At 48.3% G+C, this 16,276-nt stretch carries 12 protein-coding genes; 11 read left to right on the top strand and 1 reads right to left on the bottom strand.

Annotated features, from left to right (window positions below):
* Positions 1 to 899, bottom strand: an 899-nt coding sequence (locus BM202_RS31805) for a fibronectin type III domain-containing protein (RefSeq protein WP_143100816.1), incomplete at its 3' end; no start/stop codon positions are given.
* Positions 900 to 2,105: 1,206 nt separating this feature from the next.
* Here BM202_RS31805 and BM202_RS31800 point away from each other — a divergent pair.
* From BM202_RS31800 to BM202_RS31750, 11 genes are all read left to right on the top strand, one after another.
* Positions 2,106 to 2,873: a hypothetical protein gene (locus tag BM202_RS31800; RefSeq protein ID WP_245776874.1), complete on the top strand. Its 768-nt coding sequence runs from the start codon at positions 2,106 to 2,108 to the stop codon at positions 2,871 to 2,873.
* A 312-nt stretch (positions 2,874 to 3,185) separates the two neighbouring features.
* Positions 3,186 to 4,274, top strand: a complete 1,089-nt coding sequence (locus tag BM202_RS31795; protein WP_093833855.1) for an ATP-grasp domain-containing protein — start codon at positions 3,186 to 3,188, stop codon at positions 4,272 to 4,274.
* A 443-nt stretch (positions 4,275 to 4,717) separates the two neighbouring features.
* Positions 4,718 to 6,376, top strand: a complete 1,659-nt coding sequence (locus tag BM202_RS31790) for a TldD/PmbA family protein (RefSeq protein ID WP_093833853.1) — start codon at positions 4,718 to 4,720, stop codon at positions 6,374 to 6,376.
* 86 nt (positions 6,377 to 6,462) lie between these two features.
* Positions 6,463 to 7,827 (top strand): TldD/PmbA family protein, encoded by a 1,365-nt coding sequence (locus BM202_RS31785; RefSeq protein WP_093833869.1) that lies wholly within the window; start codon positions 6,463 to 6,465, stop codon positions 7,825 to 7,827.
* Positions 7,828 to 7,946: 119 nt separating this feature from the next.
* Positions 7,947 to 9,587, top strand: coding sequence for a TldD/PmbA family protein (locus tag BM202_RS31780; RefSeq protein WP_093833851.1), 1,641 nt, complete (start codon positions 7,947 to 7,949; stop codon positions 9,585 to 9,587).
* 81 nt (positions 9,588 to 9,668) lie between these two features.
* Positions 9,669 to 11,033, top strand: coding sequence for a TldD/PmbA family protein (locus BM202_RS31775; RefSeq protein ID WP_093833849.1), 1,365 nt, complete (start codon positions 9,669 to 9,671; stop codon positions 11,031 to 11,033).
* A gap of 95 nt (positions 11,034 to 11,128) precedes the next feature.
* On the top strand, positions 11,129 to 12,769 hold the full coding sequence (locus tag BM202_RS31770) for a TldD/PmbA family protein (RefSeq protein ID WP_093833847.1): 1,641 nt from the start codon (positions 11,129 to 11,131) through the stop codon (positions 12,767 to 12,769).
* A gap of 94 nt (positions 12,770 to 12,863) precedes the next feature.
* A complete protein-coding gene (locus BM202_RS31765) occupies positions 12,864 to 14,201 on the top strand; it encodes a TldD/PmbA family protein (RefSeq protein WP_093833845.1) in 1,338 nt (445 codons plus the stop codon).
* 346 nt (positions 14,202 to 14,547) lie between these two features.
* Positions 14,548 to 15,072, top strand: coding sequence for a GNAT family N-acetyltransferase (locus BM202_RS31760; protein ID WP_093833844.1), 525 nt, complete (start codon positions 14,548 to 14,550; stop codon positions 15,070 to 15,072).
* Between the two features lie 27 nt (positions 15,073 to 15,099).
* A complete protein-coding gene (locus tag BM202_RS31755; RefSeq protein ID WP_177236763.1) occupies positions 15,100 to 15,612 on the top strand; it encodes a GNAT family N-acetyltransferase in 513 nt (170 codons plus the stop codon).
* Between the two features lie 45 nt (positions 15,613 to 15,657).
* On the top strand, positions 15,658 to 16,275 hold the full coding sequence (locus BM202_RS31750) for a DUF4159 domain-containing protein (protein WP_093833842.1): 618 nt from the start codon (positions 15,658 to 15,660) through the stop codon (positions 16,273 to 16,275).
* The last annotated feature ends 1 nt before the right edge of the window (position 16,276 follow it).

Below are 16,276 nucleotides of genomic sequence, written 5' to 3'. Positions count from 1 at the left end.
GGCTCATCCAGGGAGACCGTGAAGTTATTCGAAGCTATTGGGTTGGGGTACACGCCATACACCCCATCAAGCGTAACCGGTACGGCTGAGTAGGTCCGGCTAGTACCCGATAAATCCAACTGCTTCAAGCGGTAATAGCTGGTACCCCGATAGGGATTGGCATCCGTGAACTTGTAGGTGTTCAGACTGGTGCTGTTCACCGCCACATCATTTACCTCCCCAATAGGCTCGAAACTCTTCAGATCCTTGCTTCGTTCGACTACATACCCTTTGTTACCGCTCTCCATGGAGGTCTGCCAGCTCACATCCACTGTCTTGTTGGCTTGGGCATCCGCCTTGAAATACACCAACGAGACTGGCATAGGAGCCGCCGTGCGGGTGTAGCTAGACAGAAAATCGTTTCCTGGTACTTGAACTCCTAACGAAGTTGGACTAGGCGCAATGTTGCAGGAAGCTCCAATATCAGCCACCGCTGAATTAGGACCTGAATAATCCGTTGCTACCGCCACGGTTGCTGAGATTACCGCGCTCAGCAAGGTGTTAGCGGGGATAGCAACCCCCGTTTTCTGCTGACCGACAAAGGCATAGTAGCCATTACCTGACGCTACATATGAGACATTGAAATAGGTCAGGATACTACCCGACAAGGCACTTACGTTATTAGGTACAGCACCCGCTTTCCCCAGCGAGATGGAAAAACCCATCTGGTTAATGTCATCAGCGCCGGTGATGGGCACTGAGCCATTATTACCAATGGAGAAACTGATAGTTATGGGACCGCCAACACCTGCGGCTGGATTGGGCAACACACTAGCTGCAGTGACCGCCGGATCAGGCTGTCCATAGCTCCTCAAGGCAGCCATTAAGATTAGGGCCCAGAGAAAAGTAAATTTTTTCATGTTCATAAATGGAAGATAGTAAAGTTTATGGATGCAACGATAAATGCTAAAGCGGTCGAGGATTTCATCTTACTTAATCCACGACTGCAATGATAAGCATTATTTTTTATAATAATCTAATTTTTTCTGCATTCGAATTCCTGTCAATCCGAATTTCACTTTTATTTCTCCCCAAAGCCTATTATATTGTTATGCTCATAACATCCCTTGATACACAGTGAGATGGCTACAGACAAACTTGCTTTAAGTTGAGGAAATAATAAACGAACTCGATCCATTTGTGGATTTTATCTTACTAAACTCGCAATAGCTTGAGCTTGTTTATTAAAATAATTTATACTGTTAGCATACGAGTTGTTATCGATCCGAACTTCGACTCCACTGCTGCCCACGATGATGGGGGTAACGTTCCTTCCTGTATTGTCCGGTGTTAACATTCTCGTTAGTCCAAACGACTTATACTTCTCCCTACAATCACTTCAGTTGTAAAGCTTATCGTTTGTGTCTAGATGTAATTCACCCAACTTACTTCAACAAAGACCGAGCCAGGCGTGAAGCTTACACCCACCAGTGAATCTTTGGTTCGCATACCCCTTTTGTGGAAGTGGGCGGTATTAGATAAACACATCGGCGATCAGGGTGAAATAGACGTACCATATAGGTTGGTTAATAGCGCATATATATAATGTATATAATCACAGTTAGGAATTCCACTGTAATAGAATCATAACCGAATAGAACCCTAACCGGACTTAAAGAAATACTTGTGTTGTCTAACATTGAGTAGGCAACCGTTGGATCAGGAAAAGTTCCTACTACCCCATGCGGTAGCGCTCATTGCTGGATTGAGTGTCAATTTAGCCGAATCAAAACTCACAGTAGTTTGCGTACCGATTCCGTCCGTACCACTACAGTACAACGTCCTGTTTGTGGCCGGAATTAAGATCGTCGTACACTTTTATCAGATTAGTTGCATACATACCGTGGTACCACCAAGGTTTGGTTGAGTGGCGACCGTAACGGCGCTACGTCACTCATATGCTTCTTGTCAGCTTCCATTATATGTTCAATGAAGTCGCTTCACCCGACTACCTTCACAATTCAGGTAGTGCTTTATGCAATTCATGTAGGACAGTCTGTTCTACCCTACCCTTCCATCCGTAGGTTTGTCCCGTTCCTCAGAAACAACCATAAACAACAACTACAATGTCATCTATGCAAACCATTACCAAATTAGGCGCTTTTGCCCTCACCTTTGCCCTAACGATCAGCACAACGCTGGCACAACAACCTGTTCGAAAAACAGCCGTAAAGGCAGCTCCCCGGCCCCACGCATCAACGGGCAAAGTCGCAACAACACCAGTCAGAAAACCAGTCGCTGCTGCTACAGCCACCCTAAAAACTCAGACACAAGAACCAGCTCCTGTAGCAAACTCAGCCCCGACGGCTGCTCATCAGTCACAGCCTCAAGCACAGCCCGTTACGAGACCAATTCCAATGACACGCCACCGGACTACAGGGAAACACGATGTGTATCTGAATGCCGGTATTGGCCTGGCAACCTACTACGGTGGCGGTGTACCCATAGGAATATCCGTAGAAGTAGCGGGTAAAAATAACTTTTCAGTAGGTGGCTCAATCGATTATTTCCGCTACAACAATGGTTATTATTCAAGTGGTTATACATTCGTTTACGCGGGGGCACGAGCCTCCTATCACTTAGGTGAAGCCTTAAATGTACAGAACAGTAGTTTTGATCCATATGTAGGGGCTACGTTGGGATTCCGTCATGCAGGTTATAGTGACTCGTACGGCTATAGTTATTACGACGGTTACTCAAGTTCCTATAATAGTGGCTTATTTATTGGTATCCATGCCGGTGCACGCGTCCTATTTAGCCCTAAAGTCGGCGCTTTTGCCGAGTTAGGCTATGGCGTATCAGCCCTGAAACTGGGCTTAACGGCAAAGTTTTAATCCATCACTCATTCCATTGACTATCTACACAACAAATACGATGAAATCCACACAACACATCCGAACCGTGCTACGTATTGAGCGTTCACGATTGCTGGGAACGGGATCAACAGTATCACGTCCTGTACGGCGCATATCCGCCTTCTTGACCGGACGGTAGTATAATCGTTCCTGCCCACGACAAAAGCCCGACTAAAGCCGGGCTTTTTTTGTTTTAGTTAAAAATGGACTGCAACTTGCTCCTATAAATTTACCAGGAGACTAGCAGCCTGTTGTCATAGGCTATTTTACTCGACACTTAACTCCCTCATTATGAGCAAACAAACAAAAATAGGCATTCTATTCGGGCAGGAAAATACATTTCCTCAGGCATTTGTAGACCGGGTCAATGAGAAACAAAGTAAGTTTAAGGCTGAGTTTGTAAGTATCGATCAGGTCGAACAAAGTGTACCAACCGACTACGCGGTCATTATTGACCGTATTTCGCAGGATGTACCTTTTTATAAGGCATTTCTAAAAAATGCGGCCTTGACCGGCACAGCCGTTATCAACAACCCCTTCTGGTGGAGTGCCGACGAAAAGTTTTTTAACAATGCCCTGGCCGTTCAACTGGGCGTTCCGGTGCCGAAAACTATTCTGCTTCCCTCTAAAGAACGACCCGACGACACGACGCACAATTCGTTCCGCAACCTGAACCACATGAACTGGGAAGGCATTTTTGCGCACATCGGCTTCCCCGCGTTTATGAAACCCCATGCGGGAGGTGGCTGGAAAAGTGTTTATAAAGTGGACAATCCGGAACAAATGTTCAATGCGTATGATGAGACGGGCCAACTGGTGATGCTTTATCAGGAAGCTATTGATTTCACGGATTACGTTCGTTGCTACTGCATTGGCGGCAAAGATGTGCTCATTATGCCCTACGAGCCCCGCAATCCGCATCATCTCCGCTACGCATCTGAGCTAAAAGCGACCGGCGACGCAGGTAAAAAACTGCTGGATACCATTAAAGACTACGTACTGAAACTGAACCACGGTCTCGGCTACGATTTTAATACAGTAGAGTTTGCCGTACGCGATGGTATCCCCATTGCCATTGACTTCTGCAACCCGGCCCCCGACGCTGATGTGCATTCGGTTGGTCAGGAGAATTTCGATTGGGTTGTTGAAGCCGCGGCTAACATGGCCATTGAGCGTGCTAAAACAGCACAGCCGGGAAAAGTTAACCTGACCTGGGGGACATTCGTGCAAGGTTCTGTGGCGAATACGACACCGGCTCCAGAAAAAGAAATACCTGCGACCAAAGCGGCCGTTGCGGATAAGGCTGAAAAAGCCCCAAAAACTGCGCCTGCAAAAAAGGAGGAAACGAAGGAAGCTAATCCCAAAAAAGCCAAGAAATAGGAACGGCTGTTTTTCTATATATTGAACTGCCGTGATGGAGAAATAATCCATCACGGCAGTTGTGTTTTCGGAGCATCAGCATTCAGAGTTCTGAGATAGTCTCTCAAGACGATTCATGCCAAGTCGTCTTGAATCATCCTCTCCAATACTATTTCTTTATACATAATGGTAGGAATGAGAATCAGCACGTTCTGTATAAACTACCTAGTACAGTAGCGATATATCGGCCTATTTTCATGGTTAATTGCCCTACAGAGTCAACTGCGACTGGCTACCTAGCCAAAATAATATTGGGTATTTATCCTTAAATACCAATTTACCATTCGTCACAAAAAAAAATACCCTTGCTGGTGTATCCACTATTTTTGGCCATCTTCGTATTTTCCAATCAATACAATTACCCGATCATCAACCAGTAACTTCATTAACTACTTAATCAGTACATGCAAAGAAGAGATTTTATCCAGTTGTCGAGTCTGGGCATTGGTGGCCTGTTGACGGCTGGAATTCCAGTATTAGGCAACTCTGTATCGCCCGAATACCTCATTGACGCAGCCGGCCGGGGTGTAGGTATTGATACAGCCGCCAAGAAACGGCTGGCCGACGTTGCGCTGAATGCAGCCAAAAGTAAAGGCGCCACCTACACCGACGTTCGCATTGGCCGGTATCTGCAACAGTTCATGTTTACTCGTGAAACCAAGGTGCAGAACATCGTAAGCGCCGAATCCTATGGGGTAGGTATCCGAGTGTTGGCCAACGGTTGCTGGGGATTTTCGGCGACCAGCGACGTAACGCCCGACGCCATTGCCAAATGTGCCGAAACCGCCGTAGCCATTGCCAAAGCCAACTCTAAACTTCTAACGGAGCCAGTTGTCCTGGCTCCACAAAAGGGAGTCGGAGAAGTAGTCTGGAAAACACCTATCAAGAAAAATGCCTTCGAGATTCCGGTTCAGCAGAAGATTGACCTGCTGATGAAAGTGAATGGCGAAGCGATGAAAAACGGAGCTACATTCGTTACCTCGAACCTGTTCTTCGTAAACGAACAGAAGTACTTTGCCTCAACTGATGGCACGTATGCCGATCAGGACATCCACCGTGTCTGGCCTACCTTCACCGTATCGGCCGTTGATCGGGCAGTAGGGAAATTCAAAACCCGCGACGCGCTCAGCTCGCCGATGGGCATGGGGTATGAATACCTTGACGGACTGGCATCCGAAAAAATTATGGCTCTGAATGGGCTGATCGGCTATCGTAATTCGTACGACATGGTCGAAGATGCCATATTGGCGGCCAAGCAGGCCAAGGAAAAACTTACGGCCAAAACAGTTCAACCAGGTAAGTATGATCTGGTACTCGACCCAAATCACCTCGGCCTGACTATCCACGAATCGGTGGGGCACCCCCTCGAACTCGACCGTGTATTGGGCTACGAAGCCAACTACGCCGGAACCAGTTTTGCGACGCTTGACAAGTGGAAGACTAAGAGCTTCAACTATGGCAGCAAGCTGGTGAACATCGTGGCGGATAAAACCCAACCTTACACGCTTGGCACAGTCGGTTACGACGACGAAGGTGTGCCGGCCAAGCAGTGGGATCTGATTAAGGACGGGATTCTGGTCAACTACCAGGCTATCCGCGATCAGGTGGCCATTCTGGGCGAAAAGGAGTCGAACGGCTGCTGCTATGCTGACAACTGGGACTCGGTTCAATTCCAGCGGATGCCGAACGTATCACTGAAACACGGCACAGAAAAACGCTCTGTTACCGATATGATCAAAGGCGTTGACAAAGGCATTTACATCATCGGTCGTGGCTCCTACTCTATTGATCAGCAACGGTATAACTTCCAGTTTGGTGGACAATTGTTCTACGAAATCAAGAACGGCGAAATCGTGGGCATGCTCGACGACGTAGCCTACCAGTCGAACACTCAGGAATTCTGGAACTCCTGCGCTCAGCTTTGCGACAAAGACGATTACCGAACGTTCGGTTCGTTCTTCGACGGCAAAGGTCAACCCTCGCAGGTTAGCGCCGTCTCGCATGGCAGTGCTACCACTCGCTTCAACGGCGTGAACGTTATTAATACCGGACGGAAGATTTAAAATAGTTTAGGGTATTCGGCAGGCTGACGCATAAACTTACTGATGCGTCAGCCTGCCGAATACCCTAAACCATGAACCTCAAAAAAATGGCTATTTTAACCAAAGCAGAAGCAAAAAAGATTATCGATAAAGTGCTCAGCTACGCGAAAGCCGACGAAACCAGCGTCAGTCTTACGGGTGGCCGCAGAGGGAACATCCGATATGCCCGGAACGCGGTTTCGACCAGTGGCGAATCGACAAACCTCTCCCTAGCCGTGACAGCTGTTTTCGGCAAAAAATCCGGTACGGCAACGATCAACGAGTTTGACGACGCAGCGCTGGAAAAAACCGTTCGACGCGCGGAGGAAATTGCCCGGCTGGCTCCCGAAAATTCAGAGTACATGCCGATGCTGGGCCCGCAAACCTATTTGCCCATTGATCCTTTTTCACGTAACACCGAGAACATTACGCCTGACTATCGGGCGCAGGCTGCCTTTGATAGTCTTGACCCCTGCCGCAAGCAAAACCTAACAGCCGCAGGATATATGGAAGATTCAACCGGTTTTACGGCAATTGGCAATAGTAAAGAACTGTTCGCCTATAACCGGGAGACAAGTGTTGAATTCTCCGTTACCGTTCGCACAGCCGATGGTATGGGATCGGGTTATGCCACCCGCGACGTAACAGATACGTCGAAACTTAACACGCGGGAAGCAACTGAAATTGCGATGCAAAAAGCGCAGGCATCGGTTGGTGCGCGCGCTATTGAGCCCGGTAAATACACCGTTATTCTGGAGCCAGCCGCGCTCGTTGCCAATACCGATGCCTCACTCCTGCTGGCCATGATGGGTTCGATGGATGCCCGCAATGCTGAAGAAGGCCGTAGCTTTTTAAGTAAAAAAGGGGGTGGCACACGTCTGGGTGAAAAGTTAATGGATGAGCGTGTAACCATTTATTCGGACCCGACGAACCCCGAAATCCCAACTTCACCCTTTGGTGGCGGGGGCGGTGGTCGTTTTGGTGGTGGCGGTGCTGATGGACGCCCTCAGGAAAAAATAACCTGGATTGAAAAAGGCGTCATCAAGAATATGTATTACTCGCGCTATTGGGCGGATAAGAAAGGTGTAAAAGCGACTCCCCCACCAGCGAATTTTATCATGGAAGGCGGAACTCAATCGCTCGCTGACATGATCAAGAGCACAGAGAAAGGCATTTTAGTAACGAGGTTCTGGTACATCCGACCCGTTGATCCACAAACGCTGCTCTATACCGGCCTGACCCGCGACGGGACGTTCTACATCGAAAACGGTCAGATTAAATTTCCGGTGAAGAACTTCCGTTTCAACGAAAGTCCAATCATCATGCTCAACAACCTCGAAGCGATGGGTAAACCCGTCCGCATCGGTGGTAACCTTGTTCCGCCCCTGAAAATCCGGGACTTTACCTTTACGAGCTTATCAGACGCAGTATAAAAGTCGATAGTCGTCAGCTGATAGTCAAGAGTCAGTAACACAACAAGTTATCGACTGACGACTTTTGACTATCAATTGACGACTCTTGGCTATCGACTAATCATTATTGACCAATTTTCATGAATCGTCGCGATTTTAATCAACTTATAAGCATGGGAGCCGCCGGGATCATGATGCCCGCCCTCCCTGCCTTTTCCCGGACTGTCACGCCCGAAGCCCTGCTGGAGCCCGGTCTGGATGTGTCCATGAAAAAACGCCTGGCCGATGCTGCCCTGAACGCAGCTAAATCGAAAGGCGCTACGTATGCCGATGTCCGTATTGGCCGATATTTGAATCAATTCATCCTCACGCGCGAAAACAAAGTGCAGGCTATCATCAACTCCGAATCGTACGGTGTCGGCGTTCGGGTGATTGCCAATGGTTGCTGGGGTTTCGCTTCCGTGGGCGATGCCCGGGATGAATCCGTGGTTGCGAAAGCGGCCGAAACGGCCGTAACGATCGCGAAAGCGAACTCCCGCTTATTAACGGAGCCGGTACAACTGGCTCCGCAGAAAGGCTTTGGTGAAGTGAGCTGGAAAGCACCTATCAAACGCAATGCGTTTGAAGTACCCGTCAAAGAAAAGGTGGATTTGCTATTGTCGGCCAATTCGGCAGCTATGCAAAACGGCGCCAATTTCGTGAACAACGTATTGTTCCAGATTAACGAGCAAAAGTATTTTGCCTCAACTGACGGTACGTATGCTGATCAGGATATTCACCGCATCGGGCCAAGCTTCACTGTAACAGCCGTTGATCCGGGGAACGGACGCTTTGCTACGCGTAACTCGCTGAGTTCGCCTATGGGTATGGGCTACGATTACCTGCAGGTCAATCCGAAAGACAAATCGACTGGTATTACTACCCGCTATAACAAAGGGTACGATATGCTGGAAGACATTACGTCAGCGGCTAAACAAGCCAAAGAGAAATTATCTGCGAAGTCGGTGGAAGGAGGCAAATACGACCTCGTTCTCGATCCGTCGCACCTTTGGCTCACCATCCATGAATCAGTGGGGCACCCCCTCGAACTCGACCGCGTGCTGGGCTATGAAGCCAATTATGCCGGTACGTCGTTTGTTACACTCGATAAATTGCAGTCGAAGAATTTTGCCTATGGCAGTAAAGAAGTCAATATCGTAGCCGATAAAACGCAGGTCGATTCACTTGGGGCCGTTGGCTGGGACGATGAAGGTGTGAAAACCAAGAAATGGGATCTTGTTAGAGACGGCATCCTGGTGAACTATCAGGCCATCCGCGATCAGGTCCACATCATCGGCGAGAAAGAATCCCAGGGCTGCTGCTATGCTGACAACTGGAGTTCGGTGCAGTTCCAGCGCATGGCCAACGTATCGCTGGAAGCGGGCAAAACACCCCTGTCGGTGCAGAACATGATCAAGGATGTCAAAAAAGGCATTTACATCATTGGCGATGGCTCGTTCTCGATTGACCAGCAACGCTATAATTTCCAGTTTGGTGGGCAATTGTTCTACGAGATCAAGGACGGTCAGATTGCGGGCATGCTCAAGGACGTAGCGTACCAGGCCAACACGAAAGAATTCTGGAATTCCTGCGTAGCCGTTTGTGATCAGAGCGATTACCGTCTGGGCGGTGCCTTTAATGATGGCAAGGGCCAGCCTGGGCAGTCGAGCGCGGTTTCTCACGGTAGTGCAACAGCCCGCTTCAACGGTGTTAATGTGATCAATACAGCAAGAAAAATATAAGAGTTGGTCAACAGTTGTTAGTCATCTGTAAATTTCTAGTGACTAACGACTGTCGACTTCTGCCAATCAACGACTAAAAAAATGGCAATCTTAACCAAAGAAGAAGCAAAGAAGATACTCGACAAAGTACTGTCCTATTCGAAAGCCGATGAGATGAGCGCCAGTCTATCGGGAAATCGCACAGGAAATATCCGATACGCTCGTAACTCGGTGTCAACCAGTGGCGAATCCAATAACCTTGGATTGTCCGTGACAGCTGTTTTCGGCAAAAAATCCGGTACGGCAACGATCAACGAGTTTGACGACGCAGCGCTGGAAAAAACCGTTCGACGCGCGGAGGAAATTGCCCGGCTGGCTCCCGAGAATTCGGAGTACATGCCGATGCTGGGGCCGCAAAATTACCTTCAAACCAATACGTATTCGGAAAGTACAGCTAAAATCGACCCGGAATTTCGGGCAAATGCGGCTTTCGATAGCATCGATCCCTGCCGGAAAAATAATCTGACGGCGGCTGGCTATATGGAAGACACTACGGGCTTCGTAGCCATCGGCAATAGTAAAGGATTATTCGGCTATAATCGGGAGACAAACGTTGATTTTTCGATCACCGTCCGTACAGCCGACGGCCTGGGATCAGGCTACGCCAATCCGGACGTAAACGACGTTAGCAAACTCGATACCAAAGCCACCACGCAGATTGCCATGCAAAAAGCGCAGGCATCGGCGAGTGCACGGGCTATTGAACCCGGCAAATACACTGTCATTCTGGAACCGACGGCGTCTGTCGAGCTACTGCAAAATATGATGCGCAGTATGGACGCCCGTAATGCCGACGAAGGACGTAGCTTCCTGAGCAAAAAAGGGGGCGGTACGCGTCTTGGCGAGAAGTTATTCGACGAACGGGTAACCATCATAACGGACCCAATGAATGCCGATTTACCGTTGTCGCCCTTTGGTGGCGGGGGCGGAGGAGGTGGCGGTGGCCGCTTCGGTGGAGGGGGCGATGGCCTGGGCTTGCCACAAGAAAAACGAACCTGGATCGAGAATGGCGTGGTCAAAAATATGTTCTATTCTCGCTTCTGGGCTGACAAAAAAGGCGTTAAGCCAATACCTCCTGCTGGTGGATTCATTATGATGGGCGGTACCCAATCACTGGCCGATCTGATCAAAAGTACGGACAAAGGCATCCTGGTCACTCGCTTCTGGTATATCCGTGCCGTTGACCCACAAACGCAGTTGTACACCGGCCTGACCCGCGATGGTACGTTCTATATCGAAAACGGTCAGATCAAATTCCCTATTAAAAACTTCCGTTTCAACGAAAGTCCGGTCATCATGCTTAACAATGTTGAAGCATTGGGAAAACCGGTTCGGGCAGGTGGCAATATGATCCCACCTATGAAGATTCGGGACTTTACGTTCACGAGTTTGTCAGATGCAGTTTAATAGTCGCTAGTCGTTAGTCAGGAGTCGATAGCATATAACAACTATCGACTCCTGACTAACGACTAGTGACTTCCCACCACTATGGACTAATTTTCATGAATCGTCGCAATTTTAATCAACTCATAGGCATGGGTACCGCTGGTATCCTATTGCCAAATCTCCCCGCTTTTTCCCGTAACGTTGCCCCCGAAGCCCTGCTCGAAAAGGGTATGGACGTAGCACTAAAAAAACGACTGGCTGATGCCGCTATGAACGCAGCTAAAAGCAAAGGAGCAACCTACACCGATGTACGTATTGGCCGCTACCTGAACCAGTTTGTCATTACGCGCGAAGACAAAGTCCAGAATATTGTCAATACCGAGTCCTATGGGGTTGGTGTTCGAGTGATTGCCGATGGTTGCTGGGGATTTGCCGCTGTGGTTGATGCCAAAAGTGAAGCTGATCTGGCCAAAGCTGCCGAAACGGCTGTGGCCATTGCCAAAGCGAATGCTAAACTGATGAAAGAGCCGGTACAACTGGCTCCACAGAAAGGCTTTGGTGAAGTGAGCTGGAAAGCGCCGATCAAGAAAAATGCCTTCGAGGTACCCATCAAAGAGAAAGTAGATCTGCTGATGTCGGTAAACGGGGCGGCTATGAAAAACGGCGCTAACTACGTTAATTCGGTGCTGTTCATGGTGAACGAGCAGAAATATTTTGCCTCGACTGATGGGACATATGCCGATCAGGATATTCACCGGATCTGGCCAATTTTCAACGTAACGGCCATTGATCCCAAGACGGGAAAGTTTGAAACCCGCAACGCTTTGAGCGCGCCCATGGGCATGGGCTATGAATATCTCCAGGCAAATCCTTCTGATAAAATAACCGGGGTCACGACTCGCTACAACATGGGTTACGACATGCTGGAGGACGTAACAGCAGCCGCTAAACAAGCCCGTGCCAAGCACAGCGCAAAATCGGTGGAAGCTGGTAAATACGATCTTGTTCTTGACCCCTCACACCTGTGGCTCACCATCCACGAATCAGTGGGGCACCCCCTCGAACTCGACCGCGTGCTGGGCTATGAAGCCAACTTTGCCGGAACCAGCTTCGCAACGCTCGATAAATGGCAGTCGAAAAACTTTAATTATGGCAGCAAGCAGGTGAACCTCATTGCCGACAAAACGCAGGTAGGCTCACTAGGTGCTGTTGGTTACGACGACGAGGGGGTAAAAACCAAGAAATGGGATTTGGTACGGGATGGTACACTGGTGAACTATCAGGCCATCCGCGATCAGGTCCACATCATCGGCGAGAAAGAATCCCAAGGCTGCTGCTATGCCGACAACTGGAGTTCGGTGCAGTTCCAGCGCATGGCCAACGTATCGCTGGAAGCGGGCAAAACACCCCTGTCGGTGCAGGATATGATCAAGGATGTCAAAAAAGGCATTTATATCATCGGCGACGGCTCGTTCTCGATTGACCAGCAACGCTACAATTTCCAGTTTGGTGGGCAATTGTTCTACGAAATCAAGGACGGTCAGATTGCCGGTATGCTCAAAGACGTTGCCTATCAGTCAAATACCCAGGAGTTCTGGAATTCGTGTGTGCAGGTCTGCGATGAGAAAGACTATCGGCTTGGCGGTTCGTTCTTCGACGGTAAAGGCCAGCCTTCGCAGTCGAGCGCGGTTTCCCACGGCAGCTCTACCGCCCGATTTAATGGCGTCAATGTAATCAATACGGCAAGAAAAATATAGAAATTAGTCGATAGGTAACAGGTAGTAATCATCAGTAAGCGTGCTGGCAACTACTACCTGTTACCTATCGACCGTTGACTATTGACTATAAATTATGGCAATCATACTCACCGAAGCAGAGGCCAAAGCACTGCTTACAAAGGTTATCTCCTATTCTAAAGCCGACGAATGTGAAGTTAACCTTTCAGGCCAGGCAGGTGGTAACCTCCGCTACGCTCGTAACGAAGTATCAACCAGTGGCTCGTTGATTAATAAGAACTTACAGGTTCAATCATCATTTGGCAAAAAAGTCGGCATTGCCACCATTGACGAGTTCGACGATGCATCGCTCGAAAAGGTAGTGCGCCGGGCGGAAGAGTTGGCTCAACTGGCTCCAGAAAACCCTGAGCATGTGGGTGTATTGGGCCCACAACAGTATCTAAAATCGAACGGTTTTTTTGATTCCACGGCTAAAATCACACCCGATATCCGGGCTGATGCCGTTATCAAAAGTCTACAGCTTTCGCGGGAACAGAATCTGGTGGGTGCCGGATTCCTGCAAGATACGTATGGCTATTCGGCCATGATGAATTCAAAGGGACTCTTTGCCTATCACCCCAGCACCAACGTCAACTTCTCCCTGACCGTCCGCACGAACGATGGAAAAGGCTCGGGCTACGTAGCACGGGGCTACAGCGATTTCTCCAAATTAGATACGGCCGCGGCTACCCGCATTGCACTTCAGAAAGCGCAGGGATCGGCGGAGGCCCGCGCCATCGAGCCAGGTAAATACACCGTTATTCTGGAGCCCACAGCGGCTGCTGTACTGCTCGAAAACATCTTCTTCAACATGGATGCCCGCTCGGCCGACGAAGGCCGCTCCTATTTTAGCAAGTCGGGAGGCAAATCGCGGCTGGGCGACAAGATCGTGGATGAACGTATTACCATCTACTCCGATCCAACTAACCCCGAATTACCAGCATCACCCTGGTCGGGCGATGGGCGCCCGCAGGAAAAGACGATGTGGATTGAGAAGGGTGTTGTAAAAAACCTGGCCTATTCCCGGTATTGGGCTCAAAAGCAAGGTAAAAAGGCGACTCCAAACCCTAACAATGTAATCGTTATGGGTGGTACATCTTCGCTGGAGGACATGATCAAAAGCACGCAACGTGGAATCCTGGTCACTAAACTCTGGTATATCCGGGAAGTCGACCCACAGACCATCCTTCTCACAGGCCTTACCCGCGATGGTACGTTCTACATTGAGAATGGCAAGATTAAGCACCCGGTGAAGAATTTTCGCTTCAACGAAAGCCCGATTATCATGCTCAATAACCTTGAAGCCCTGGGAAAATCAGAGCGAGTCGTTAGCACTGAGTCGGATCAGAATTACCTGATTCCGCCCATGAAGATTAGGGAATTTACATTCACCAGCTTATCCGATGCGGTGTAAGGAATAGCGATACAATCATCCATGAATTTAAGCAGTATTGGATATGTCTTACTTTATGGATGATTTTAATAAAGTTTTATAATATTAATGCAAATATAAAATTACCACATAAGGAATATTTAACTTAGGGTTCAGGTCCTTTCAGTGCTTGTTTATTGGCTAAAATTGAGTTCTGGCGGAATAAGATTTGTTAACAATGAGTTTGACTTTAGCTAAACAAAAAGGCCATATTCCAAAATAACATGAATTTTTAGGTCTAAAAGTCTAGCAAGCAGTCAGCTAATGAAGCTTTTCTCTGCAATGTTTTTCCCTATAAAACGTGCCATGGCAATAATTGCGAATTGATATGGTCATTATTCGGAAGGCAGTCGTTGAAGACAAAAAAGCGATTATTGAATTACATCGGCACGTTGCTCGGGTTAGTCAGGGGATTGCCCGTACAGAACCTGAAATAACAGAGCAATACGTTGACAACCTGTTCTGTACAATCGAGAGTCAGGGATTGATGCTGGTTGCGATGGATGTGACGAATCAAATCGTTGCCGGAATACATGCTTCGAAATATGGGTTACTCATTTTCGACCACGTATTGACAGGACTAACGATTGCCGTTCATCCTGACTATCAAGGGAAAGGCGTCGGCAAAATGCTCTTTCGTTCATTTCTGGAAGAAGTGCAGCAAACGTTTCCAGAGGTAGGCCGAATAGAACTTGAATCAAGAGCATCCAATCAAAAATCAATTGGGCTTTATCATAGCCTGGGGTTTGTACAGGAAGGTCGAATGAAAAATAAAACCAGGAATGTGGACGGCTCCTTTGAGAATAGCCTGCTCATGGCCTGGACCAAGCCCGGTTTTGGCTACAGCAGCTGATTCCGATACGTTATTGAGTAACAATCAATGATTACAGTTATCCAAGCTACTGACCAGGAGTTACCGATTATTCGGGATATAGCGTACCAAACCTGGCCTACTACGTTCGGGGAAATTCTGTCGCCTGCACAGATTCGTTATATGCTGGACATGATGTATAGTCTTGATTCGTTGAAAAGGCAGATTAGTGAGCAAAAACACGTGTTCCTATTGGCTCAGGAAACCGATAGTAAGGCGTATTTAGGCTATGTTTCGTACGAGTTCGATTATAAAAGTCAGTCTAAAACCAAGATACACAAGATATACCTGCTGCCCGCCAGCCAGGGAAAAGGGGTTGGTCGGTTATTGATTGACAAAGTGGCCGAGTTAGCCGCTGAGCACAGAAATTCAACAGTTTCCCTGAACGTAAACCGGTATAATAAAGCGATTCAGTTTTACGAACGTATGGGATTCAACGTGATTGATAATGAAACAATTGATATTGGTGATGGCTTCTTAATGGAAGACTTCGTCATGGAGAAACCATTGAACGTGACCTGACGTTTTGCGTGCAGTACGCAAGTAACACTTCTCAACGAACCTCTTTTGAAACCATTTATTTTCACTCGAATCCAATATACTTCCGGCGACTGGGACACTGACCAGCGGATGCCAGCGAACATCCTGCATTCACTGGTGGAGTATACCACCCTACCCATTGATCAGAAGGAAAAAGTAGTGCAATTGAACAGCCCCGATCTGTTCAAGAGTCCATTCTGCTACCTCAGCGGACATAAATTAGTTGAATTTTCGGGGCAGGAGCGCGATCATTTCAAACGCTACGTTCAGAATGGTGGCTTCGTATTCGTGGATGACTGTAACCACGATGTTGACGGCTTATTCGCCAAATCGTTCGAGCAGGAAATGGCCCGCACCTTTGGCCCGAAAGCACTACAGAAAATCCCGAATAACCACCCGATTTATACCTGCTTTTTCAAGTTTGACGAAGGTCCGCCGACTACCTCATTTGAGTTGAACGGCTGGGGCGACGACCTTGTGCATGACTATCTGAAAGCAATCATGGTGAATGGCCGTATTGGTGTGCTCTACAGCAATAAAGACTATGGCTGCGAGTGGGACTACGATTTCCGAAATAAACGATTTCTCGCCGAGGACAACACCAAATTCGGCGTCAACATTGTAACGTATGCGCTCACAGCTTAAT

The sequence above is a fragment of the Spirosoma endophyticum genome, from assembly GCF_900112365.1.
In the GTDB taxonomy this organism is placed as follows: Bacteria; Bacteroidota; Bacteroidia; order Cytophagales; family Spirosomataceae; genus Spirosoma; species Spirosoma endophyticum.
The sequence above is the reverse complement of the archived record's forward strand: the minus strand, read 5'-3'. Positions and strand labels throughout refer to the sequence as shown.

Bases quoted from the DNA above. Each gene is read 5' to 3' on its own strand.
- BM202_RS31795 (WP_093833855.1), top strand. From the start codon at position 3,186: ATGAGCAAACAAACAAAAATAGGCATTCTATTCGGGCAGGAAAATACA.
- BM202_RS31790 (WP_093833853.1), top strand. From the start codon at position 4,718: ATGCAAAGAAGAGATTTTATCCAGTTGTCGAGTCTGGGCATTGGTGGC.
- BM202_RS31765 (WP_093833845.1), top strand. From the start codon at position 12,864: ATGGCAATCATACTCACCGAAGCAGAGGCCAAAGCACTGCTTACAAAG.
- BM202_RS31785 (WP_093833869.1), top strand. From the start codon at position 6,463: ATGGCTATTTTAACCAAAGCAGAAGCAAAAAAGATTATCGATAAAGTG.
- BM202_RS31760 (WP_093833844.1), top strand. From the start codon at position 14,548: ATGGTCATTATTCGGAAGGCAGTCGTTGAAGACAAAAAAGCGATTATT.
- BM202_RS31800 (WP_245776874.1), top strand. From the start codon at position 2,106: ATGTCATCTATGCAAACCATTACCAAATTAGGCGCTTTTGCCCTCACC.
- BM202_RS31775 (WP_093833849.1), top strand. From the start codon at position 9,669: ATGGCAATCTTAACCAAAGAAGAAGCAAAGAAGATACTCGACAAAGTA.
- BM202_RS31770 (WP_093833847.1), top strand. From the start codon at position 11,129: ATGAATCGTCGCAATTTTAATCAACTCATAGGCATGGGTACCGCTGGT.
- BM202_RS31755 (WP_177236763.1), top strand. From the start codon at position 15,100: ATGATTACAGTTATCCAAGCTACTGACCAGGAGTTACCGATTATTCGG.
- BM202_RS31780 (WP_093833851.1), top strand. From the start codon at position 7,947: ATGAATCGTCGCGATTTTAATCAACTTATAAGCATGGGAGCCGCCGGG.